Source organism: Emticicia sp. 17c (assembly GCF_037153985.1).
Taxonomy (GTDB): Bacteria; Bacteroidota; Bacteroidia; order Cytophagales; family Spirosomataceae; genus Emticicia.
Genome location: NZ_JBBAYI010000001.1, coordinates 789,081 through 811,532, shown reverse-complemented (window position 1 = coordinate 811,532; position 22,452 = coordinate 789,081). Strand labels below are relative to the sequence as shown.

Sequence of the window (22,452 nt, the reverse complement as noted above, 5' to 3'; positions counted from 1 at the left end):
TCGTACTCATGTTTTCAAATATATCACTTTTTCAGAGAATCAGTTAAAACCTTGACTGTAAGGCTTCAAGCGCAGCCGCCAGATAAACCATTGGGGCGTTCCAGTTAATGGCTATTTCGTTGGAGGCATACGAGCATACATCATCAGTAAACGATTCATCAGGAATTTTAGTAGTGTAGGTGGTACATTTATCCTGTTGCCCCGGATTGGGACCTCCCGAAAGTAAACCCGGCACTGGTTCAGCGATACCATCGGCTTCTGACGGGCGATGATGCGGATGCATAACTTGCTTTGAGCCAATGCCTGTCAGGAACGAATACCCAACTGCATTTCTACCGAGCAGGTAGTCCAGATTACTTAAAGCACCTGTCAGATATTTTTTGTCACCGCTAGCGTAATAAGCCTGTAATAAGGCAATACCCTGATTGGCTGCATGAGAACTACTTCCCCACATATAGTCTCGTGCTGTTTTACCCATAACCATCTGATACGCTTGCGTTTCTACACCCGACATAAGATTATCGGCAAATGCAATAAGCTGTTTTTTTAGTACAGGTATATCCTTTTTTCCGGCATTGGTAATGTATTTTTCAGCCCTGAGCAGGCTGTAATAACCGAGCATCCTTACCTGACTCCAAGTCGGTAATTGTAGAGGCGTATCAGGGTATAAATTCACCGCAGTATAATAACTATCGTCTTTGGTAGTGATATATAACTCAATGGCAGCCCAAATCCATTCATCACTACTGTTTCTGTCTTCATAGCCGCCGGTTACAATATCAGGGTCAAATTTTTTATTCATTTCATTTTGCTGGTACAATACCGAAGGGTTTGCCTTAGCCCATTTCCATGCTTTGATAGCAGCGTTCAGGCATGAGTCTGACAAGCCCGGTAATTGTTTCTGATAGCTTTTGAAAATTCTGCTTGCCTGCGCCATTACAGCTGCAAAGTCGAGGGTGGAAATCGTATTTTTTTGTACTACATATCTGGGTTTGGTGGCTTTATCGGGCATAACCATAGCATCGAACGACGGATTTGTTAGCTTATGGTAAACGCCGCCATCGGCAGGGTCTTGCATAGTAAGCATCCATCTTAAATTCCAGAGGGCTTCATCAAGTAAATCAGGGACGCTATTGTTACTTTCAGGAATATTGGTCTGAAAACCTTTTATATACGCTGGGTGGTCTTCATATAGCGAGAAGAGTGTGCCCATAGTTATACCTGAATTAACAATATATTTATTATAATCGCCGGCATCATACCAGCCTTTTGGTGAAGAAATAAGACTGTTTTCTGGTCGTGATTCAGAAGTTGCTGACGCATGAATAAGTACTGCATTATCGGGGTGACCAGCTTTGCGGTGCCACTTTCCTGCATAGGCTTCTGGTAAGTCGGTCGAAACGCGTTGGTAGTAAAATCCTTTTAAGGAGGCAATAGCTGCTTTTCTATGAATATCTTTACTTATTTCAAACGGATAAGACACCTCACTACCCTTAACGCTTAAAAAGTATTTTCCTGTTTTTTTAAGGGTTGAAAAATCAGCAACCTGTGTCTTTTTCTGAGAAATAGAACTGATACGCTGTTCTGAGAGAGCACCTCTGAAAACAGTATCAAGTTTGTTAGCACCCAGCACAAAAAACATACTCTGTTTGTCTCCTGTCCAGATGGCTATTTTAGGAGCATTGGGGTAAAATCCCAGTTGATTAAGCCTGATTTTATCACTTTGGGCTAGCGCAACCTGCTGGCAGCAGATAATTGCTATAACCAAGAGCTTATGGTTGAATAACTTTTTCATAGCTTATGTTTGTAAGAGTTGAGAAAAATAAAGCCACACTTAAGCTAGTTGTTCTAAAGTGTGGCTAAAAACTACTGACAATCAATTATCTTTTAGGGCCTACTGAATCGTATACATTAACTTTTTCCCATAGATGAGAGTAGTCCTCTACAAATTTCAAGTGAATAGGGTGTTTCTGATAAATTTCTTCTTCTTCCAGATTATCAAAAAAGCATAGCCATGAAACAGAATAATCACGGACAATTACGCTACGATTGGTACTAGCCGGAGACCCAATATGAAACAAACGGATGGTGGGAACTTTTGATAATTTCTCAAGTCCTTCGAGTAATTTTGCTTTGTCGGCTTCGCTGCTTGGGTTTTTCAGATAAAAATATACATGATGCACAAATAATTCTTTGGCTGCTTTGGCTTCGGCTGTGCCCAATATACTTGCAGCACCTACGGTTAGAGCGGTATTTTTAACGAAGTTCCGACGTGAAAGTTCTTTCATAAGTAGTATTAATTAGATAGGAAAATAAACCCGATGAGGGTTACAAAATTTTATGCGAATAAAACAAATAATTGTCATATTGACAATTATTTGTTGGGTTTTAAAAAGTATGTCATAAATCTAATTATACCCACAGAGCAATAAAGCTAGTTTTGTACGGCTACTTTCCTGACCACTACTTTACTCTTATTTGTTAATCTTACTAAGTAGATTTTTTCAGGCAGGTTATGATTAATTTCGTGGGTAAAACTATTTTTCTGTAATGTTTCTTTATAAAGAATTTGTCCGCGCATATCTAATATTTCAATTGTATCAAAGAACTCAGCTTCCCATTCAAGTGTTATTTTTTCTTGCGATGGGTTCGGAAATAACCTGACTGAAATATCTTGATTGGCTTCTTGACCCAGAATACTGACTTGCCCTACTTTTCCGGCTAACTGAATAGACGTGACAGACATCGGAGGAAGTGAAATGGCTATGGTGTTGCCTGTTACCTGAATTGAAGTGGTAGCAAGCGCATTTTTTTCATGCGAAAAAAAAGTTTCTGTTGCAGGTAGAGATTTGAGTGTTGATACGCGTGCTTGCTGGTTATTTAACAAGAAATTATCAAAATTAAGTGTAGTAGCCTGAGTAATGGTAGACGACCTGTTAACGAGTACAACCGTTATTGAATCTTGTTGTGAATTAATGGTAGGATAAGCCGAAACCAGCGTTTCATTGGAAGACTCGCCTTTAATAGCTGTTGTTTTGTTATAGTTACTAAATAAGTGGAGTGTTTCCCACATACCGGGTTTCCAGTGCCATGGCGCAAAAATCTCGACCCCTTGTTTCATAAATTCCCCCATGGTTGAAGCGTACCAAACCGCCGTTACATTTGCGTTGTCGCCTTCAATACCTATTTCTGTTATACCCAGCGTTACACCATGATTTGCCCCCATGTATTTCTCTAGCCAGTCGTTCACTCTAGCCAGAATATATTCTTTGTTTTGGGTGTTATCCCATGAGCCATTCACATTTTTTACGCCGTTGGCCTCAGGAAATACATAGTTTCTATCAAAAAATACGCGGTGTAACTGAACAATATCATCGGCTATTTTGGTAGATGGATAAAAATGAATATCAAAAACATCGAGCAGGCGGATACCTGTTGCTTTTTGTTCTTCTGCAATTCTCTTAATGAAATACTCAAGCCAGGGGTAATTTCGCCCTCCGGCATTAATAGTGGTTCCCCAGTTGTACCATTGCCACTCATTGGCGGTAACAGGACCAACAAGTTTGATATCAGGAAATTTCTCACGGGCTTTCTTGGCTACTGCAAAGTATTTTTGCATAAATTCCTCGGCAGAAATAGCTTTAGGAACAACATCATCATGTGTGCCGTTCCAGATTTCTGCCTCATTATCCATGTTCCAATAAACTATTTTGTTTTTATTCAGACCTAAACCTTTGGGGCCAAACCAATGGTCGATTATAGCCGTTGTAGAATCGGCAGTCCATTTTTCAAGATATAAATTAGGGTCACCATCTATTTTAGCCTTTGTGCCACTCTGGTTCAGTACACCACCCCCAGCAAGGTTCTGGTTAACACCTTCCCACCATTGAGAGCGGTTATATTCCCAATCGTTAAAATTATACTGATTAGTTTTAGCAGCCATGCCAATTAACTGGAAAGCCCACATACCCTGTGCCTCAGGAAAATTCTTTTGCAGATTCTGAGCTACTTTGTCCCAGTCATTGGTATAAACATTGTTATACCAGTCGGGATGGCTCGATAACTTACGTCGCCAATTATATTTAGTAGAGTTGTTTCCGCCGCTTTCTCTGAAAAACTTTACTCCTGCATCGCGCAGGCGAACTAAATCTTCGTTTGAAAGCTGTTCATTAGGGTTTGTTGAAGAAAAAGAGTTGTTACGCCCATAAATATAAGGCGAAACGGTTTTCAGGTTTAATTTAGGGTCTATTTTGATGGTGACGTTTTGCGCCTGAATATAAAAACTTGCAAATAAGAGAAGTATGGATAGTTTTTTCATAAAATACGTCAGGTTTATTAGCCAGAAAGTGGCTGCTTTCTGGCTAAAGCTATTATGTTAACTTTTTAGAATTTCTTCAATTCTGTTAAGTTCGTTATGAGAGAAATCAAGATTATTCAGGCATTCGAGTGAATCCTGAAGTTGCGAAACACGGCTTGCCCCAATCAGCACCGAAGTAACCCGATAATCTTTCAGAAGCCAAGCTAAAGCCATCTGGGCAAGTGTCTGGCTACGTTCGAGGGCCATCTCATTTAATTGCTGAATTTTGGCTAATACTTCGGTACTTATCTGACTTTCCTGTAAATAGCCATGTGTTTTAGCAGCCCTTGAGTCGGTAGGAATACCTTTCAGGTATTTATCTGTCAAAAGCCCCTGAGCCAGCGGTGAAAACGGAATGCAACCAACACCTTTCTGTTCAAGAACTTCAAGCAACCCTCCTTCAACCCAGCGTTCAAACATCGAATACTTGGGTTGATGTATTAAACAGGGGGTGCCTAACTGTTTTAAAATATCGATGGCTTTGGCAGCATCTTCTGCCCGATAGTTTGAGATACCTACATAGAGTGCTTTGCCTTGACGTACAATTAAATCTAGTGCCGCCATGGTTTCTTCCAGCGGTGTGTCAGGGTCGGGGCGGTGATGATAAAAAATATCTACATAGTCAAGACCCATGCGTTTCAGACTCTGGTCAAGGCTTGCTATAAGATATTTTTTTGAACCCCACTCACCATAAGGCCCGGGCCACATAAGATACCCCGCTTTGGATGAAATAATTAACTCATCGCGGTAGGGTAGAAAGTCTTTTTTTAATATTCTTCCGAAATTTTCTTCAGCCGAACCCGGTGGCGGGCCATAGTTATTGGCTAAGTCAAAATGAGTAATGCCGTTGTCGAAGGCAGTATGTAAAATGGAACGATAATTCTCGAATACATCAACGCCACCGAAATTATGCCACAAACCCAACGAAATAACAGGTAATTTTAAACCACTTTTACCGCATCGGCGGTAGGTCATTTTTTCGTAGCGATTATTGTTTGCTTGGTAAATCATGATAATTAATGTTTTAGTGCTATTCAAATTTTTTTCCAAAAGTTAAACCTTTCCAGTCATCCGTACGGAAAGGGCTTGCTGGTAGGCCCTCAACATTAAACAGGTTGGCATCTTCGAGGGCATCAGCCCAGCCATAGCGTACAGCCACAGGTTTTTGTCCTTTGGGGTGATACACCACTACATTATTACCTACAATTTCGGCTTTGGCGTAGTAGAAAGTTTTATCTTCTGCGGCAATTTCAAAACCCTTTAAATAGCCGAATTTATCTTTTGCCATTAAACCTCCCCCAACGTATCTGAACGAAAGCGTAGCTTTGCCATCTTCAAACTTGACAGATTCGTACATAGGGCCTGAGTGCAACACATTTTGTCCGTAATCTGATTTTAAGGCTATCAGAGCCAGACGATGCCCTACATCCTGTTTGTTTGTAGGGTGTATATCTTTGGGGTTTCCTATATCGGTGGTTACGGCCATACCAGTTTTAGGTACGCTTAGTGTTAGGGTCTGGGCTTCTCTTAGTTCGCCCCAATTACTTCCCTGATTGCTGTTCTGATAGCTTCCATAGCTTGATAGCTGAACAAAATAGAAGGAGAAATCATCGTTCCAATGGGTGCGCCAGTCTTTAATCATAAGTGGGAAACTCTTTCTGTACTGGTAAGCTCTTCCGGCATTACTTTCACCCTGATACCATAAAACGCCTCTAATGCCAAATGGTACTAATGGAGCAATCATGGCGTTATAGATAGTGGTTCCAAGATTATTGCTCGAGTGCAGATACTCATGTTTATCGGCGAAAGATGGCATAATTTTCCAGTCGTTAGCCAGACTTATCCGGTTGTTACCTGCACTCAGATAAAGGTCGTTTTCAGTACCCATTAAGCCTAAACCATACCACGACGAACTAACCATATTGCCAAATTTTATCATTAATTGGTTGTTTCCGGCTTTCCATGTATTGGCCGGAATGATTATTTTTCTAGGGCCTTGTTCTGTGCCTTCATAAACCAGTTTTCCGTTAATATAAATATGGTTTTTACTATCCTGAATACCCAAGCCAAGTGTTGTTTCTTTATTAGCCATATCGGCAGGCACCTCAATTGTACGGGCCATGTATCCGTTTCCTCTGAACATCCAGATGCCTTTCCAGTCCCATTGTCCTAATGGGCTACCTGCATTCCACCATTTTGAGAAGTCGTAGCCAGATTCAAAATACTTTTTTTCGTCGGCTTCAGAAGGGTTAAAAGTATCATCTCCGAAAATACTTTTTCTGGTTTTTTTATCTAACATTACATCTGCTTGTTGCCAGTTTTCAGGTAGTGTTTTGGCATAGGCACTTAATTCATCATCTTTAAACATAAATTCTTTACTAATCCAGCCTTCAATTTGTGAACCTCCCCATGATGAGTGTAACAACCCGACAGGAATATGTAATTTCTGATATAGTTCACGGGCAAAAAAGAATCCTACTGCCGTAAAATTGCCAATGGTTTCAGGAGTGCTTATTTTCCACTCACCCGATTTTAAATCTGCCTGAGGGCTTAGCATTACTTCATGCTCTACATAAAAATGCCTTATTTGTGGATAATCAGCATCTTTTTTTTCTTCAATAAAATTATTGGCCTGTGATACGGGCCACTCCATATTTGATTGCCCAGAGCATAGCCAAACCTCGCCAATCAGGACATCGTTAACGTTTAATTTGCCCGATTTGCCTGCAACAGTTAACTGGTAAGGGCCGCCAGCTTCGAGCGGAGAAAACCTGACCATCCATTTACCTGAGGCATCGGCTTTGGTAGATTGGGTCTGGTTGGCTAATGAAGCGGTTATAGTTTCGCCAGCATTTGCCCAACCCCACACCGGAATGGGCTTTTGCCTTTGTAATACTACATGGTCTGAAAATAAACGGGCCAGTTTTAACTGGGCATTTGCTGTTGCACATAAAGCAAAAAAGGACAGAACCGATAGCAATCGTTTCATAAGATAAATATGATTAAGAAGGTTGAATAGTGTCAGCGACTTTCTTTAAGTACTACTGATTTTTAGAGGTTTAAAGGTATTATATTTTTTGGAGAAAAATTATGATAACCTCCTGATTACTTCCATACAGGCGCGAGCATTATGGTATGGACATTTCCAGAAACCTGCTTTGTCTTGTCCTTTCATAGGCTGATTGTTCGCATCCAAGCCCCAGTACCATTCGCCTGATGGCGTAATTAAAGCCTCTTTTATAAACTTCCAGCTTGCCATTGAATAATCGAGAAATTCTTTTCTCTTTGAAATTTCATAGGCATTCAGAAAACCCACCATTGCTTCGGCTTGTACCCACCAATGTTTTTCTTTATTAAGATGCTTACTGTCCTTCTCATTAAACATCCCTCCATCTTTATCAAGTCCTTTGGTTGCCGCCTGTGCAATTCGGACAGACAATTGCTTGATTTTTTCGAGTAGAGGTTTGTCGCCCAGTACTTCGGCGGCTTCGACTAAAAGCCATGAGGCTTCAATGTCATGCCCGAATGATACTATATCGGACTGTACTGCCCAGTTATCAGCAAAGAACAGGTGTTGAGTGTAGGTTCGCTCATCAACAATATGAGTGGTAAATTCATACAATAACCCTTTTATTTGTTTAGCCAGATATTCATTTTTCCAGACACGATAAAGATTTGTATAAGGCTCAATAATATGTAGGTGCGTGTTCATTGATTTTTTCTGCTCATCTTTCCCTTGTGTAATCACAGTATCCTGAATTATTTTCCAGTCGGCTGTTGCTACTTCATAGTAACCTCCGTATTTCTTGTCAAAAGCTACTTGTTCAATAATCTGAAAAAGTTCAATGGCTTTGTCTAGCGCGTGTTTATCATGAAACGCACGATAGTATTCAGAGAAGCCATATAGCATGAAACCCTGCCCGTAAATCTGTTTATGGGTCTGTTTGGCATTGCCCTGATAATCAACCGACCAATAACCACCGCTATATTGCTTGTCCCAGAAATATGTCAATAAATAATTATAGGCTCTTTGGGCAATTTCTTTATAAACAGGCTTGGGTTGATGTATATAGGCAGCCGAGAAAGTCCATAAGATACGGCTATTAAGTACCAGCCCTTTTTCGGCATCCTTAATAATCGTATCGTCGGCTGTTATTTTACCATAAAAACCTCCATGTTCTTTATCAATTGTATGCTCTTGCCAATAGGTAAGAATATTAGCTAACTCATGCGCTACTTCACTGCGAAACGTCTTTGCGTCCATTAGTATTTCAGTTTTTACAGGCAAATAATACCTTTATTGTTAATAGTTTATGTTCAGGAGTTGCCAGTGGTAGATACGGGTGAAATTTAGGCACTAACCAGATTTTTTGCTTTAGAATAGCGAAAGTTTTTTTCAATAATTGTAGTAAGATTTTTTACCGACGTAGCTGTACGGAAGCCGTCTTCTGGCGTATTCTGGCAATAATCAATGAGTTTATCAAGCGTGCTTGTTGCTACGTGCATACGTGTATCAGAAGAAGCATAATAAATAAATACCTTGCCATCGGGGTCAAGAATCCAGCCATTAGCAAAGGTTACATTCGATACATCACCTACACGCTCATCGCCCTCAGGGGCAATAAAATACCCGCCGGGCTTGTATATCACTTTGGTTAAATCGTTCAGGTCTGTCATAAACATATACAGCACATACCTTAAACCTGCGGCGGTATTCCGAACACCATGCGCCAGATGTAACCAGCCAATCGGAGTTTTGAGAGGGGCAGGTCCTTGCCCGTTTTTAACTTCATAAACGGTATGGTAGCGTTTTTCGTCAACTATATATTCTTTAATAACCATAGGAGTTTCCATAGAGTCAGTAAAGCCTAATCCTATGCCACCACCTGTGCCGGCATCAATGAAACCATCTTGCGGACGAGTATATAAGGCATATTTGCCATTAACAAATTCGGGGTGCAGCACCACATTTCTTTGTTGTGGTGAAGGTGTTTTTAAATCGGGTAACCTTTCCCAGTTTACGAGGTCTTTTGTGCGAGCAATGCCACATTGAGCTATTGCCGACGACTCATCACTTTTATTGGCAGCAGGGTCTTTACGTTCTGTACAGAATAAACCATAAATCCAGCCATCTTCATGCGCTACCAACCTCATATCGTAAACATTTATGTCAGGGTCGTCAGTTTCAGGCATAGAAATGGGGTAGTCCCAGAACTCAAAATTATCAATTCCATTCGGGCTTTCTGCAATAGCAAAAAACGATTTTCTGTCTAAGCCTTCAACCCTCACAGCCAGTATGTATTTGCCTTGCCATTTTATGGCTCCGGCATTAAAAGTGGCATTAATGCCGAATCTCTCCATTAAGTAAGGGTTGGTAGTTTCGTTGAGGTCATAACGCCAGAAAACAGGCGTATGAGCAGCCGTTAAAACAGGGTATTGGTATCGGTCATAGATACCGTTTCCGGGTTCAGTTTTTTCATTAATTCGAGTAATAAGCTCACTATGCGCTTTTCGAAGTAAGGAAAGTCTTTGCTCGAAGAAAGTCATTTGATAAAATTAGTTTTTTATAGGTAAGTGAATAAATAAATAGGGAATTTGCTTACTCGGCAGGTAGTTGCCGATACCATGTTTTCCAGAGTATTAATACACAAATGCCTAATACTATGGCTGAAATAATACTTTGCTGAGGCTTTAGCAGTACAATGAAAACAGGTAATGCAGTAATGGCTGTTTGTGCAATAGTGCCTATAAGCACATTGAACATATCCTTTTTGAAGTTTTTATTTCTTTCAAAAGAAGGGTCATCTTTTTTTATGAGTTCATAAACTGGTTGCCAGAAACCCCACGGACGTACATGCTTATAAAAACTTTTCAGAACCGTTAGGTCAGTAGGGGGGGTAAGGAGTGAACCAACCACACAGCCAATAGCAGACAATAACAGAATAAGTGGGAAATAGTAGAGCGGGAGGGTATCAGGAAAAATGTTCGGAAGTATCAAGGCTGAAAGAATGCCGGCAAACATACCCCAGAAAAAGCCACTGGCGTTGAATCTCCACCAGTGCCATTTTAATACATTGGCCGCAATATAACCACCATATAAAGCCCCGACAATCCATTGCAGAATGCTGTTTACATCTTTGGCAAAAATACCCAACACAATACTGATGGCTACTACCACTATACCTGATATATAGTTCATTCGGCTTATTTCTTTATTGGTAGCCTCAGGTTTAACCGATTTCAGGTAAATATCATTTACAATATAGGCTTGTGCTGCATTTAAAGTGCCTGCAAAAGTACCCATGAAAGCCGCCATTAATTCAACAAGAAACAAGCCCAACAAACCTGCCGGAGCAAACTTAAGAATAGCCGCAGGCAGAATTCTCTCAAAATCTAAACCTCCGTTTGCAGTCTGGATATTCAGTTCTTTGTAATAGAGAAGCCCCAAAACTGTAAAACCGATTATCATCAGGTAACGTGTAGGCAGTAATACGATATTGACAAACATATTCATGAGAGCAGCCTCTCTGGGAGATTTGGCCGACAGTATTTTCTGCATATCATAATTAGGAGCGGGGCCAGCTAAACTGGCTAAAATGCCTTTGGCGACCATTAATGAAAAGAACATCCCGAATGGGTCGAACTTGTCGTCTTTGATTTTATTGTTTACCTCTGGCAGAATACCATCCCAGTTAATATTCAGGTTCCATCCAAACGATAAGTCAGACCATCCGTCTGGTACGGGTAGCGAATGGCTTCCTAATTCGTGCATGGCAATTATGGCAATACACACAGAACCTAATGCCATTAATGTATATTGTACCACATCGGCCCAGACGATGCTTGTCATGCCTCCCATAATTGAGTAAAGAACCGCAAAAAATGTAAAAATAATGCCATAGAAATGGGCTACAAATGTGGCGGGTACATGAAACGGCAAGTAGGGTTGCAGGCTACTTAAAGGAACAAAAATTTCAATAAACTTACCTAGCCCTATAAAGCCATAAGCCATAAAGCCCATGCAACTCAAAAGGGCAAAAGCAACTATAATTTTATGTGACCTATTGGCTTCTTTTCCTGTGCCAAAACGTGTAAGCATCCATTCGGCTCCGGTTGACGCATTCGACCGCCTCAGCCAGATTGATAAATAAACAAATGAAAAAACCTGATTGAAAACAGGCCATAGCCACGGTAGCCAGATACTTTTTACACCATAAATAAACATGATGGCTACCATCCAGATTGTGCCTGAAATATCAAACATACCCGAAGCGTTAGAAATACCCAACATCCACCACGGAAGAGAGTTTCCGCCAAGCATATAATCTTTTTTGCTACGTTTGGCACGTTTCCGCATAATAAACCCTATGCAGGAAACAATCAGCAAATAGCCTATAATAACAAGCGCATCTAGCAAGTGTATTTTCATGAAAAGGAGTACAATAGCTGTTCAAAAACTTTATTAGGCCAAACGATTATTTCTTTTGATATAAGTGCTTTTGTTCAGCACCTTTCTCTAGCAAAACCTTACCTGATTGAAGCATTTTCAGGAAGTCCGGTACACTTTTCTGGCCTTCGTAAGGAGCATAATAGTGCCTGTCATAACCGTTTCGCCAGACTAAAAAATAAGACAGGCGGGTATCCTGTACAACGGGTAAAACTATGTTGGTCCACCAGTTGGCTTCTGTAAGCTGTTCAAGCCCCATTTCGGTCACGGCGCAAATCTTATCGTTTTCAATGGCTATTTCTTCAAGCGTGTTAACCATCCTTTGAAAATCTTTTTTGAATTGCTCGTTACTTGCTGGAGCGTTTCTGTGGTAGAGGTCGAAACCTACCAAGTCGACATAATTATTGCCCGGATACCGTTCCAGATAATGCTCTTTAGAGTTAAATCTGTCGGTTGAATAAGCAATTAAAATATTATGTACATCTTTCTTGTTAATGAGATAATCAACAGTAAAATGCCACATTTTTTTGTATTCTTCTGGCGTACAGTGGTCGGCTCCCCACCAGAACCATGAACCTGTGTGTTCGTGATATGGTCTGAAAATAACCGGCACAAGCACTCCATTTTTGGTTTTTAAACTTTTCAGGAAGTTAGCTACTTTATCGAGCCAGCTCTCATATCTTTTCAGATTTTCAGGCGTATAAAAGGTATGCCGGATAGTTGAGTCAACTTTATCCCAGCTCGTTTTTTTTGGGGCAGTAGGGTTATTTAGGTGCCAGCTAATAGTATTCACTCCGCCTCGGTTGTAGGTATCGACAATGTATTGTCTCATTTGGGCAAAAGGAACTTTGTCCAGATTTCGGCTACTATCGAACTCTATTTTACCTAAATCCCAACCTAATACTGCCGGATATTCGCCTGAAACTGTTTTTACATCCGAGCGGTCTTTCTGGCCAACCCATCGGGTGCCGTCTGGGTTCAAACCATACGCCAGCCCATCCTGATGCCCGAACATCACCCCCTGCTTTTGTAGGGCTTTCAGGTTGTTATATAGGTTTCGGGTTTCTTTGGTGGCTTTTTTGTCAATTTGTGCAAAACTAGTAGCAGCTATAAAAATCGCTAGTGTAAAGAGAAAGGGTTTTTTCATAGGAGTGTAGGAGATAAGGGGCAGGCAAAACCCGCCCCATCTTGCAAGTTAACCTAATTTTCAACTAAATAAAGAAGTTAATTAGGCTAATTTAGTATTGTTGTAAAACTTATTTAACCAGAATAACGTCGTCAAAATAGAATACCTCATCCTGTTTGTCGGGGCCTTGAATTCTAAAGCCAAGTTGTTGCAGACTTTTGCCTGCCGACCAGAAGTCGATGTCTGATAGCTTAACTTTAAAATAATTCCAAACTCCGGCTTTTACATTAAGTTTATTCGCATCTACATAATTACCGAATCCGGCTTTGCTGGCATCGGTAGTAATATATAATGAGTAGTCTTCTGACGCTCCTTTTATCCAGACTGACAGATATTTATAATCGGTCGAGTAAGGAACAGTTGGCCACCAGTTAGTGAAGTTAATTAAGTGCCAGTTTCCTTTCTGATAGTTTTTACCAATCGATTTTGCACCACTTTTAAATTGAGTGCTTGAAATGGCTCCGGCGTCTCCCCACGAGCCATCGGCAAAACCTTCGCCATAGCCATCAGTAAATATCTGAAGAGCTTTGTCAAGATTCACAAACTCCTGTGTTGTTTTGAATAAGCCCGTGCCATTTACAATATCAAGTGTAGCACTATTTACTTGTGTGGCTGGCATTTTTATCACTAGTTGTTTTTTGGTTTTGGATACAATAGTTGCAGCATCGTTAGTACCAGTTAATTTAACTGAGGCTACATCGTCAAGATTGTTGCCGTTGATAGTGATTTCGCTTCCTTTGGTAAAGTTATAATTTGAAACGTCTGATACCGACGGGAAAGCCAGCACCTTGAACTGAACACTTACTTTTGCTCCAGCACTATTGGTAAAAGTAATGTTTTGTGTACCTCCGGCAGCATCTTCAGGAACTCGGAAAATAATGGCTTTGTCGGTATTTAAAGTAGGTTGAAATCCCGCAGGAACATTGTTTTTCTCGAATACAATAGAGCGTATATCGCCCAAACCAGTACCTGTGAGTGTAAGTACTGTTCCACCTGCGGCTGAATCAGGCTTGATAGCTTCTGCAACCGGATTCCCCGGCCCAATCTGAGGGCTTCCGTCAGTATCCTTTGTGCAAGAGCTTATAAAGCCTACTGACAGCGCAAAGAACGATAACGTTAGAATATTTTTAAATGGATATTTTTTCATTGATAATGTCGTTAATGATTATTTGTAATAAGGAACGGCTGGTTTGGCTAATTCAGGGTCTTGCACAATTTCTCCGGCAGGAATCGGCACAAACATTCTGTCTTGGGTAAAGGTGGTAATATAGTTAGGGCCACCATCTACCGAACCACGGTTTTGTTTTTCGATAATTGCTTTGGCTTTCGCATATCCCTGACGTTGAATATCATACCAGTAGTCTCCTTCAAAGGCAAATTCTACCCGACGCTCATGTAAAATATCATCGTTTGTAATCGAAGTTTTGGCAGGTAAACCAGCGCGTGCTCTTACAGCATTGAGGGCTTGCAAAGCACTGGCATCGGTTGTAGAGGCAGCACCTGCTAAAGTAGCTTCAGCATAGATAAGCAGAATATCGGCGTAACGTAAAAGCACTACGTTGTTGCCTGAGTTCTGGCCTAAAACGGGTTCTCCACCAAACGTTTTGCCAGGGCCGGCAAAGTATTTGGTAATATTGGCTCTTACAGCATTTTTAGCTCCACCATCTTCAATGGGTTGTAGAGTATCGTATTTATAGCCATTAGCCATAAAAGCATTGTACTTGGGTGCATTAGGGCGTTGTGGTTTCCAGTTAGGATTCGTCCAGCCATGTTCCATAACTGACCATTTGCGGCGTAAGTCACCAAATTCGTACTCTTTCAATAAATCAAGCGAAGGCATATACATTTCCCATGCATCGGCTTCGGCTGTTCTCAAATTGCCTGCACCGCGGTCAGGATTTTTGATATTGCCTGTTCCCCAAGGGTCAACAGCAAATTGATGCTGAATAGAGAAAAGAGACTCCTCGTTATTATTCATGCTGGCTTTGGTGAACATACCGTTATAATCGCTTACAAGACGGTATTTACCAGAGTTGATAACCTCAAGAGATTTAGCTTTCGCGTTTGCGTAGTCTTTATTATATAAATACAATTTAGCCATCATGCCTTTAGCTGAATATTTGGTTACGCGGCCGGGTACATCCGATTCGGGTAAACCTGCTTCTGCTATTTGTAATTCTTCTAAAGCAAAACGAAGCACATCTTTCTGGAAATATCGAGGAATATTAAAGTTGCCCGAAAGCGCGGTTTCGCCCGGGTCGGTAATAATAGGTGCGTCGCCCCATGTACGTGCAATATAGAAATAAACCATTCCTCTGATAAAATGACATTCAGCCAGTGCGGGGTCAAGATAAGAGGCATTACCCCCAGCGGCTTTCTTTTCCTCAAAGGTTTTTATCATTACGTTGGCATAGCCAATAATTTTGTAAAACGCCCCCCAAGCACCAGCTACACGCTCAGAAGCCGACGAAAGCGAAAAATTAAGGTAATCAATATCAGTATAAGAAAACATATTGCCCGCCATTACGTCGCCAATAGCATCTTGCGCTCTGCTTTCATAGTTACGCCACGGTAAGCCACTATATAATGTACTGGTAGCTGCTCGCACTTCTTCTGCACTATTATAATAATTGCCGGTAGTAGTTCCTGATAGAGAAGGTCTGTCAATAAAATCTTTACTACACGACGCCGATATTATCATTGGGATAACAAGGGCAGATATTTTTAATATTTTCATTGTAAAATCTGATTGTTGAAACAGGTATGTAGCTGTTTCGATGTTAGTCAATGCTTTTTTGATTAAAATTCAAGATTGGCACCTACTGTAAAAGTACGTGGATTCGGATAGTGGCCTGTATCAACATTCATTAACTTGATGCTGTTGTTAAATGCACCAATTTCAGGGTCATATCCAGAGTACTTGGTAAATGTTTTAAGGTTTTGAATTGAACCATAAATTCTGAAATTAGAACCCTTGATTTTACTCAAGATGTTTCTTGGAATACGGTAACCCAACGTAATATTCTGGATTCTCAGGTATGAAGCATCTTCCACGTATCTGTCCGACATCGCAATGTTATTCTTGTTGGTAGTAGTGAATCTTGGCAAGCTACCATTAGGGTTCTGGTCGGTGTAGCGGTCCATAACTGTACGCATCTGATTAGACCACGGGCTATTCATGCCCTCTAGCTGCCAGCGTAAGAAGTTAAAGGCTTTACCACCTTGGCTACCCTGAATAAACAAAGAGAAATCAAATCCTTTGTAATTCACTGTATTTGTTACGCCGTAAGTAAAGTCAGGAAGCGGGCTTCCGATGAAGGTCATATCACTAGCATCAATTTTACCATCGCCGTTAATATCCTTAAAGCGGATGTCGCCCAGATACGTCTGTGTTGGGTCAATAATATAACCAAACTGAGGCAAGCTATTGTCGAGGTCTGCCTGTGTGCGGAATATCCCATCTGTTACTAATCCCCAGAACGAGCCAACAGGTTTACCCGGTGTAGTATGCGTAACTAAATAATTGTTATAATAAACTTTTCCATCAAGGGCCGAGGCAGCACTGGCAGCTTTATCATAAGTATTTTTGAAGCGAGTAAATACTACGTTAGTTTTCCAAGTTAATTCATTGGTTTTGATGTTGGTTGAAGTAATACCAATGTCAATTCCGGTGTTTGTCATTTGTCCGGCGTTTCCGAGTGGTGCTTTCAGGTCATCCCATTGGTCACCTACACCAATCAGGTTAGGGCCAGTCAGGAAGATAATCATATCAGAAGTTACTTTTTTATAAACGTCTATTGTAGCATCTATTCGGCCATTAAACAAGCCTAAGTCAATTCCGGCGTTGGTTGTTTTAACCGATTCCCATTTAAGATTTGGGTTCGGAATCCCGTTAATCATGTTAGAGGTTCCAAAACCAACAGGGCCAGAGAAGAACTGTACGGCACCTACATAAGCAGGGTTAGGCGCACCCCCCGGGAAGTTCTGGTTACCCACGGCCCCATAACCGAATCTGACTTTCAGATAAGTACTGCTGAATTTCTCTTTCATGAATTTTTCATTAGAGACTGTCCAGCCCACCGAAACACCGGGGAAGTACCCCCATCTGTTATTTGGTCCGAAGTTTGATGACCCATCGGCTCTGAAACTTGCCGATAATGAGTATTTGTCATCATAAGTATAATTAGCTCTGGCAAAGTAAGATTCCATGGCCCATTGCCCTTTACCACCACTAAGCCCCCATGTTGTCTGGTCGGCACTACCAGTATTTAAGTCAAAGATATTAGCCTGAAGGTCAACTTTTGTTCCAGAAATAGCCTGCCAGTATGAAGATTGCGCCTGATGCCCCAAAGTTGCCTGAATGCCATGTTTGTTAATCCATTTGTTATAGTTCAGGTAATTGGTAATAGAGTAATAGTAGCTATCAGAACGTGAGTCGATTAATTTACTTCTGAAGCTGTCTCCACCCACGTTACCAGTTTTCTGGAAAGCTATGTTATTATCCTGACCTAACGAATATGAGATTTCGTTTCTCAATGATAAGTCTTTGTATAACTGGAATTCGGCGTATAAACTACCAAAAATATTATTGGTGGTTTTAGTATTTCCTCTGAATTGGCTGTTGCCCACAAGGTTGGCATTGCTGTAACGCACACCACCGATAGTTTGGCCACCACCCCAACTGCCATCAAGATTTTTTACGGGTGTAAGCGGGCTTGTTACGGCTCCCCACCAGATAGTACTTTCAGCGGCATCGGCCAAACTGACATTCTGGATGCTTCTTGAGACGTTGGCACTAATACCTACTTTTGCCCAGCTTTTTAATTGGTTGTCAAGGCTAAAACGTGAAGAGAAACGTTTAAAATCAGAGCCTAACAATATACCTGTGTTGTCGTAATAGTTTAAAGAAAGATAATAAGTAGTTTTTTCTTTACCACCCGAAAAACTTAGCTGATGATTCTGTACATTTCCGTGTCTGAACATAGCTTCCTGCCAGTCGGTGCCATTACCTAATACTGACAGGTCTTTAAACTCGTCAGAAACCGGATTGCCAATAATAGGAAGAACCTCATTCTGATATTTTGCAAACTCACGCAGGTTCATCAGGTCGAGTTTTTTAGCTACCTCCGAAACCCCATAATACATTTCATAATTAATTTTTCCTTCGCCTTGTTTTCCTTTTTTTGTTGTGATTAAGATTACCCCGTTGGCTGCCTGAGAACCATAAATGGCTTGAGCCGAGGCATCTTTTAATACATCAATCGATTCAATATCATTGGGGTTCAGCATCGCCATTACACTATTTCCGGTTTGTCCATTCGACCCACCCAATCCATCGTATCCACGGTTATCAGAGGTATTACCGCTTACAAACGGTACGCCGTCAATTACAAAAAGAGGGTCATTACTATTAATAGATGTTACCCCGCGTACTTTTACCGACACACCACCACCCGGTTGCCCACCATTGCTGGTTACAGTTACACCGGCTGCTTTTCCTTGTAGCATCTGGTCAATGCCGGCTACGGGCATATCTTTCAGGTCTTTTGCCTTTATTGAAGTAATTGATGAGCTGATGTCAGCACGCTTGGAAGTACCATAACCTACTACAACCACTTCTTCGAGTGTCTGGTCTTCAAGTGTCATTTTAACATCAATTTTCGATTGATTACCAATAGGTATCTCTTTGGTAAGCATACCTACAAATGAAAAAATCAAAGCCTGCGCTGTGTTCGGAACTGAAATTGAGTAAGAGCCATCAGCATTCGTTGCAGTGCCTTGATTTACGCCTTTTGCTACAACCGAGACACCGGGCAAGGCTTCGCCCTTGTCGTCTGTTACTTTACCTGTAATGGTACGCTGTTGGGCCATGAGTGAAAAGCCCATTAACGCAAAAAATCCAAACAGAAGTGACTTAATAAAGTTTTGCTTCATAAAAATTTAAGGATAGTTAAAAGAGAAAATTTGTACAAAGTTGATAAAAATTTGGATATATAGCATAGTACTATTTTAACTATTTATGACATAAAAAGGATAATTGTCTAATTGACAGGTATTTTGTTTTTGTGAATGTAGTTATAATAAATATTTATGTAGTTAAAAAAACTTTTTGATTTTGTAATTATTAATTAAAAAAATTTAAAAATACTAATAATCGAAACTATAATACTATTCTAACTTGTATAGACATCTAGATACAAATGCCTCATGTTTCAGTGTAGCGATAAAAAGCTAATTGTTGAGTTACAATTCTCTGAATTTCAAAGTTTTATAGATGTGATTTTGACTTTTGTCGATGGATTATCGGGTTCATACAAAACACAGGAAATAGAGACACAGCCCGAATTTTGAAACAGGTAAGTTTATAAGTTGCCTGAACCCTGAAAAAAATGCTGTACAGATATATTTGACAAGTATTCAGCCATTTTGTCAGTAAAAATGGGCTGGCAAACTTCTTGAGATACACTTGCTTATTTTAAAAAAAGGAGAAAAAATGTTATCGTTTTTGTCGTCTTCATCGCTTGAAGACAATTCAATTCATGCGTCGTCTGATGACAATGAATTACTTGATGCTTACTCTCAAACAATTACCCAAGTAGTTGAAAAAGCCAGTAATTCGGTTGTTCAGATTAAAGTAATTAAAAAGCCTGTGCAGAATCCTAATCCACGGTTGCGGCAGCCACAAGAGGCCGGAGGGTCGGGGTTTATTATTTCGAGCGATGGTTTTATTATAACTAATAACCACGTTGTAAGTAATGCCGAAAGGGTAGAGGTGGGCCTTATGGATGGCAGAATACTAGAGGCAACAGTTATTGGTAACGACCCTTACACCGATATTGCTGTTCTGAAAATCTATACCGATACCCTGAAACCTTTACGATTTAGCGACTCAGATAAACTGAAAGTCGGTCAGATAGCCATTGCTATCGGAAATCCACTTGGGTTTCAGTATACCGTTACGGCTGGTGTTGTAAGTGCTTTAGGGCGTACACTCAGAAGTGAAACCGGCAGAATGATTGATGATGTAATACAGACCGATGCCTCTTTGAACCCGGGCAATTCGGGTGGGCCATTAGTAAACTCAAAAGGAGAGATTATTGGAGTTAATACTGCCGTAATTGCGGCAGCACAAGGCATTTGTTTTGCAGTATCGGCTAATCTGACAAAGTATGTTGCTGGTAAACTGATTCTGGAAGGGAAAGTGAAACGGGCCCAATTAGGTATTGCAGGGCAAGTAGTAAACCTTTCGGAGCGCATGGTTGGGTATAATAAGTTATCTACTCGTACAGGGGTTTATATCAGTGAAGTAATAGCCGATGCAAACGCACGTAATGATGAATTAAAGAGGGGTGATATTATTGTAGGGCTCAACAATAAAGCTGTTGCATCAATTGAGGATTTGCATAAAATGCTTAATGATGAACTCATTAACCAACTTGTAGTTGTACAGTTACTGAGAGGAGGAATAAAAAAAGAAGTAAGTGTATTAGCCGGAGAGTTGAAATAAATATTGCTTTATTCAGCGTTTGTATGAAAACAAGAATACTTCAATACAAACGCTGAATTTTTAAACATTCGGCAGGTTACAAGGGTTTATCTCATAAAAACCTCAACATGCACCATTTGCATTATACCCAGAAACTGCCAATTAATTTGCAACAGGCATGGGAGTTTTTATCAACTCCGGCCAACCTTAAAACCATTACACCTTCATATATGGGTTTTGAGATGACCTCCAAATATCATGGTACTTATATGTATGCAGGCCAGATTATCACCTACATTGTTAAACCTATGTTTGGTATTCCTCTGAACTGGTGTACAGAAATTACCCATGTGCACGAACCAGCCTACTTTGTTGATGAACAACGCTTTGGCCCTTACGCTTTCTGGCATCACCAGCATAAATTAAAAGAAATTGACAGAGGTGTCGAAATGGAAGATATTGTTCATTATAAACTTCCTTTAGGGTTTTTGGGTAATATAGCTAACAGTTTATTTGTTAAAAACCAGTTAACCGAAATTTTCGAATTCAGGCAAAAGAAACTCGTTGAACTCTTTGGCGAGTATAAGTAATATACTCGCTTATTGAATCCGATAACCTGTTCTGATATTGCCATTGAAGTTCAGAGTCAGCTTGTTGAAGTTTCCTGTGCTATCTTTTTCAAAGGAAATTTCAACTTGCTCTTGTTCTATATCAAAAAAAGCTGATTCGGCAAAAGGCATTAGTACCGACCGAGGCCCGTGGAAAGGATATGCCACCAACTGATTATTTTCGATCTTAAATTGTATTATTAGCTTTTGTTGGGCTACTTCATAAGAGCCTACATAGCGTTCAAGTGTACTTTTATCTAGTGTAATGGCCTTTTTAGCAGTAGGAATTTTGTAGGGTTGGTTATACAGAATGGCTAGTAAACCATTGCTAATCATGCTTAAACCTGGTATTTCTGTGTTATTTAATAAAACAATGCAGATGTCGTCTTCTATGATACGAACAAAATTGCTTCGGTATCCCGGTAAACCGCCGCTATGCGAAACAATTTTTTTATGGTAGAGCGAGTCTATAATCCAGCCATAACCATAGTTATGTTTGAAAGGCGTATAGGCTTTATCTGCAAGGGTTTTGCTAATGAGCCGATGTTGTTGTAGTGCCTGATGCCATTTGTACAAATCTTTTGCAGACGAGTAAATAGCTCCGGCTGCATAAACAACAGATGAATCTTCTAGAGGAGCTAGCTTGTTATAGTCTTTCCCTGCATCAGAATAGTAGCCCATAGCCTTCTTTTCAATGGCTTGTCCTACAAAGTCAAAGCCGCTATTGTTCATTTTGTAAGGTTCAAAAATATATTTTCTAACGGCCGAATAATAGGGCATCTTTGTTACCTTTTCAATAATGTAGCCTAAAAGACAATAACCCGAATTACTGTAATTCCACCCTTTGCCCGGCGGGAAATCGAGTGGTTTGTTTTTAAAGATAGCTACTATTTTTTGTTCACTTGCTGGTTTACCGGCTTCATTAAGCATAAATTCCAGCTCATTGGTATAGTTGTATATACCTGACGTATGCGTTAACAGATGTTCAATACTGATACTATCGCCTGAGGGAAAGTCAGGGTAATATTTACTTAACTTATCATCAATAGATAATAAACGCTGCTCAGCTAATTTCAAAATTAATGTAGCTGTAAATGTTTTTGTAATTGAAGCAATAGGGTAGAGTGTAACAGCAGAATTACTTAATAGTTTTTCGATGTTCTGATAACCATAGCCTTTTTCTAACAATATTTTCCCTTTTCTGGCTACCAGAACAGTGCCATTAAATTCTCGGTTCTGTGCATAAGCATTCATTAATTCGTCTAATTTTTGCGAAATATTTTGTGCAGCTATTTCTGCGAATATCCCAGCCCAAAGGCAAAGCGTTATCATAATTCTTTTCATAAGAATTGAAATTTAAGAAATAAG

15 protein-coding genes are annotated in these 22,452 nt (G+C 40.3%); 2 read left to right on the top strand and 13 right to left on the bottom strand.

The features are described from left to right. Nucleotides 1-43 precede the first annotated feature (43 nt). The 12 genes from WAA15_RS03365 to WAA15_RS03310 all read right to left on the bottom strand — a co-directional run bounded on the left by WAA15_RS03365 (nt 44) and on the right by WAA15_RS03310 (nt 18,924). Complete coding sequence (locus WAA15_RS03365) at nt 44-1,795, bottom strand: glycoside hydrolase family 9 protein (protein ID WP_337041020.1); 1,752 nt, start codon at nt 1,793-1,795, stop codon at nt 44-46. Between the two features lie 85 nt (nt 1,796-1,880). Continuing rightward, nucleotides 1,881-2,288, bottom strand: a complete 408-nt coding sequence (locus WAA15_RS03360) for a Dabb family protein (RefSeq protein ID WP_337041019.1) — start codon at nt 2,286-2,288, stop codon at nt 1,881-1,883. 146 nt (nt 2,289-2,434) lie between these two features. Next, a complete protein-coding gene (locus WAA15_RS03355; RefSeq protein WP_337041018.1) occupies nt 2,435-4,318 on the bottom strand; it encodes a glycoside hydrolase family 44 protein in 1,884 nt (627 codons plus the stop codon). Nucleotides 4,319-4,375: 57 nt separating this feature from the next. After that, nucleotides 4,376-5,368, bottom strand: a complete 993-nt coding sequence (gene mgrA / locus WAA15_RS03350) for an L-glyceraldehyde 3-phosphate reductase (protein ID WP_337041017.1) — start codon at nt 5,366-5,368, stop codon at nt 4,376-4,378. Between the two features lie 19 nt (nt 5,369-5,387). Further along, nucleotides 5,388-7,346 carry a sialate O-acetylesterase gene (locus WAA15_RS03345; RefSeq protein ID WP_337041015.1) on the bottom strand — a complete coding sequence of 653 codons (1,959 nt, stop codon included), beginning with the start codon at nt 7,344-7,346 and terminating at the stop codon, nt 5,388-5,390. Between the two features lie 99 nt (nt 7,347-7,445). Then, nucleotides 7,446-8,621, bottom strand: coding sequence for an AGE family epimerase/isomerase (locus tag WAA15_RS03340; RefSeq protein ID WP_337041014.1), 1,176 nt, complete (start codon nt 8,619-8,621; stop codon nt 7,446-7,448). Between the two features lie 86 nt (nt 8,622-8,707). Then, nucleotides 8,708-9,904, bottom strand: a complete 1,197-nt coding sequence (locus WAA15_RS03335; RefSeq protein ID WP_337041013.1) for a glycoside hydrolase family 130 protein — start codon at nt 9,902-9,904, stop codon at nt 8,708-8,710. 52 nt (nt 9,905-9,956) lie between these two features. Further along, nucleotides 9,957-11,786 carry a sodium:solute symporter family protein gene (locus WAA15_RS03330; protein ID WP_337041012.1) on the bottom strand — a complete coding sequence of 610 codons (1,830 nt, stop codon included), beginning with the start codon at nt 11,784-11,786 and terminating at the stop codon, nt 9,957-9,959. Between the two features lie 46 nt (nt 11,787-11,832). Continuing rightward, a complete protein-coding gene (locus WAA15_RS03325; RefSeq protein WP_337041011.1) occupies nt 11,833-12,951 on the bottom strand; it encodes a glycoside hydrolase family 26 protein in 1,119 nt (372 codons plus the stop codon). 109 nt (nt 12,952-13,060) lie between these two features. Continuing rightward, entirely contained in the window at nt 13,061-14,137 is a 1,077-nt protein-coding gene (locus tag WAA15_RS03320; protein ID WP_337041010.1) for an IPT/TIG domain-containing protein, read from the bottom strand. 18 nt (nt 14,138-14,155) lie between these two features. After that, nucleotides 14,156-15,727 carry a RagB/SusD family nutrient uptake outer membrane protein gene (locus WAA15_RS03315; RefSeq protein ID WP_337041009.1) on the bottom strand — a complete coding sequence of 524 codons (1,572 nt, stop codon included), beginning with the start codon at nt 15,725-15,727 and terminating at the stop codon, nt 14,156-14,158. A gap of 62 nt (nt 15,728-15,789) precedes the next feature. Then, the gene (locus tag WAA15_RS03310) at nt 15,790-18,924 is read right to left on the bottom strand and encodes a SusC/RagA family TonB-linked outer membrane protein (protein ID WP_337041008.1); all 3,135 of its coding nucleotides are present in this window, start codon (nt 18,922-18,924) and stop codon (nt 15,790-15,792) included. 532 nt (nt 18,925-19,456) lie between these two features. On the opposite strand from WAA15_RS03310, the gene WAA15_RS03305 reads away from it, so the two are divergent. Both WAA15_RS03305 and WAA15_RS03300 read left to right on the top strand, forming a co-directional pair. Further along, nucleotides 19,457-20,497 (top strand): S1C family serine protease, encoded by a 1,041-nt coding sequence (locus WAA15_RS03305; RefSeq protein ID WP_337041006.1) that lies wholly within the window; start codon nt 19,457-19,459, stop codon nt 20,495-20,497. A gap of 107 nt (nt 20,498-20,604) precedes the next feature. Next, nucleotides 20,605-21,066: an SRPBCC family protein gene (locus tag WAA15_RS03300; protein ID WP_337041005.1), complete on the top strand. Its 462-nt coding sequence runs from the start codon at nt 20,605-20,607 to the stop codon at nt 21,064-21,066. 9 nt (nt 21,067-21,075) lie between these two features. On the opposite strand, the gene WAA15_RS03295 is transcribed toward WAA15_RS03300, so the two are convergent. Next, nucleotides 21,076-22,428, bottom strand: a complete 1,353-nt coding sequence (locus tag WAA15_RS03295) for a serine hydrolase (protein ID WP_337041004.1) — start codon at nt 22,426-22,428, stop codon at nt 21,076-21,078. Nucleotides 22,429-22,452 lie beyond the last annotated feature (24 nt).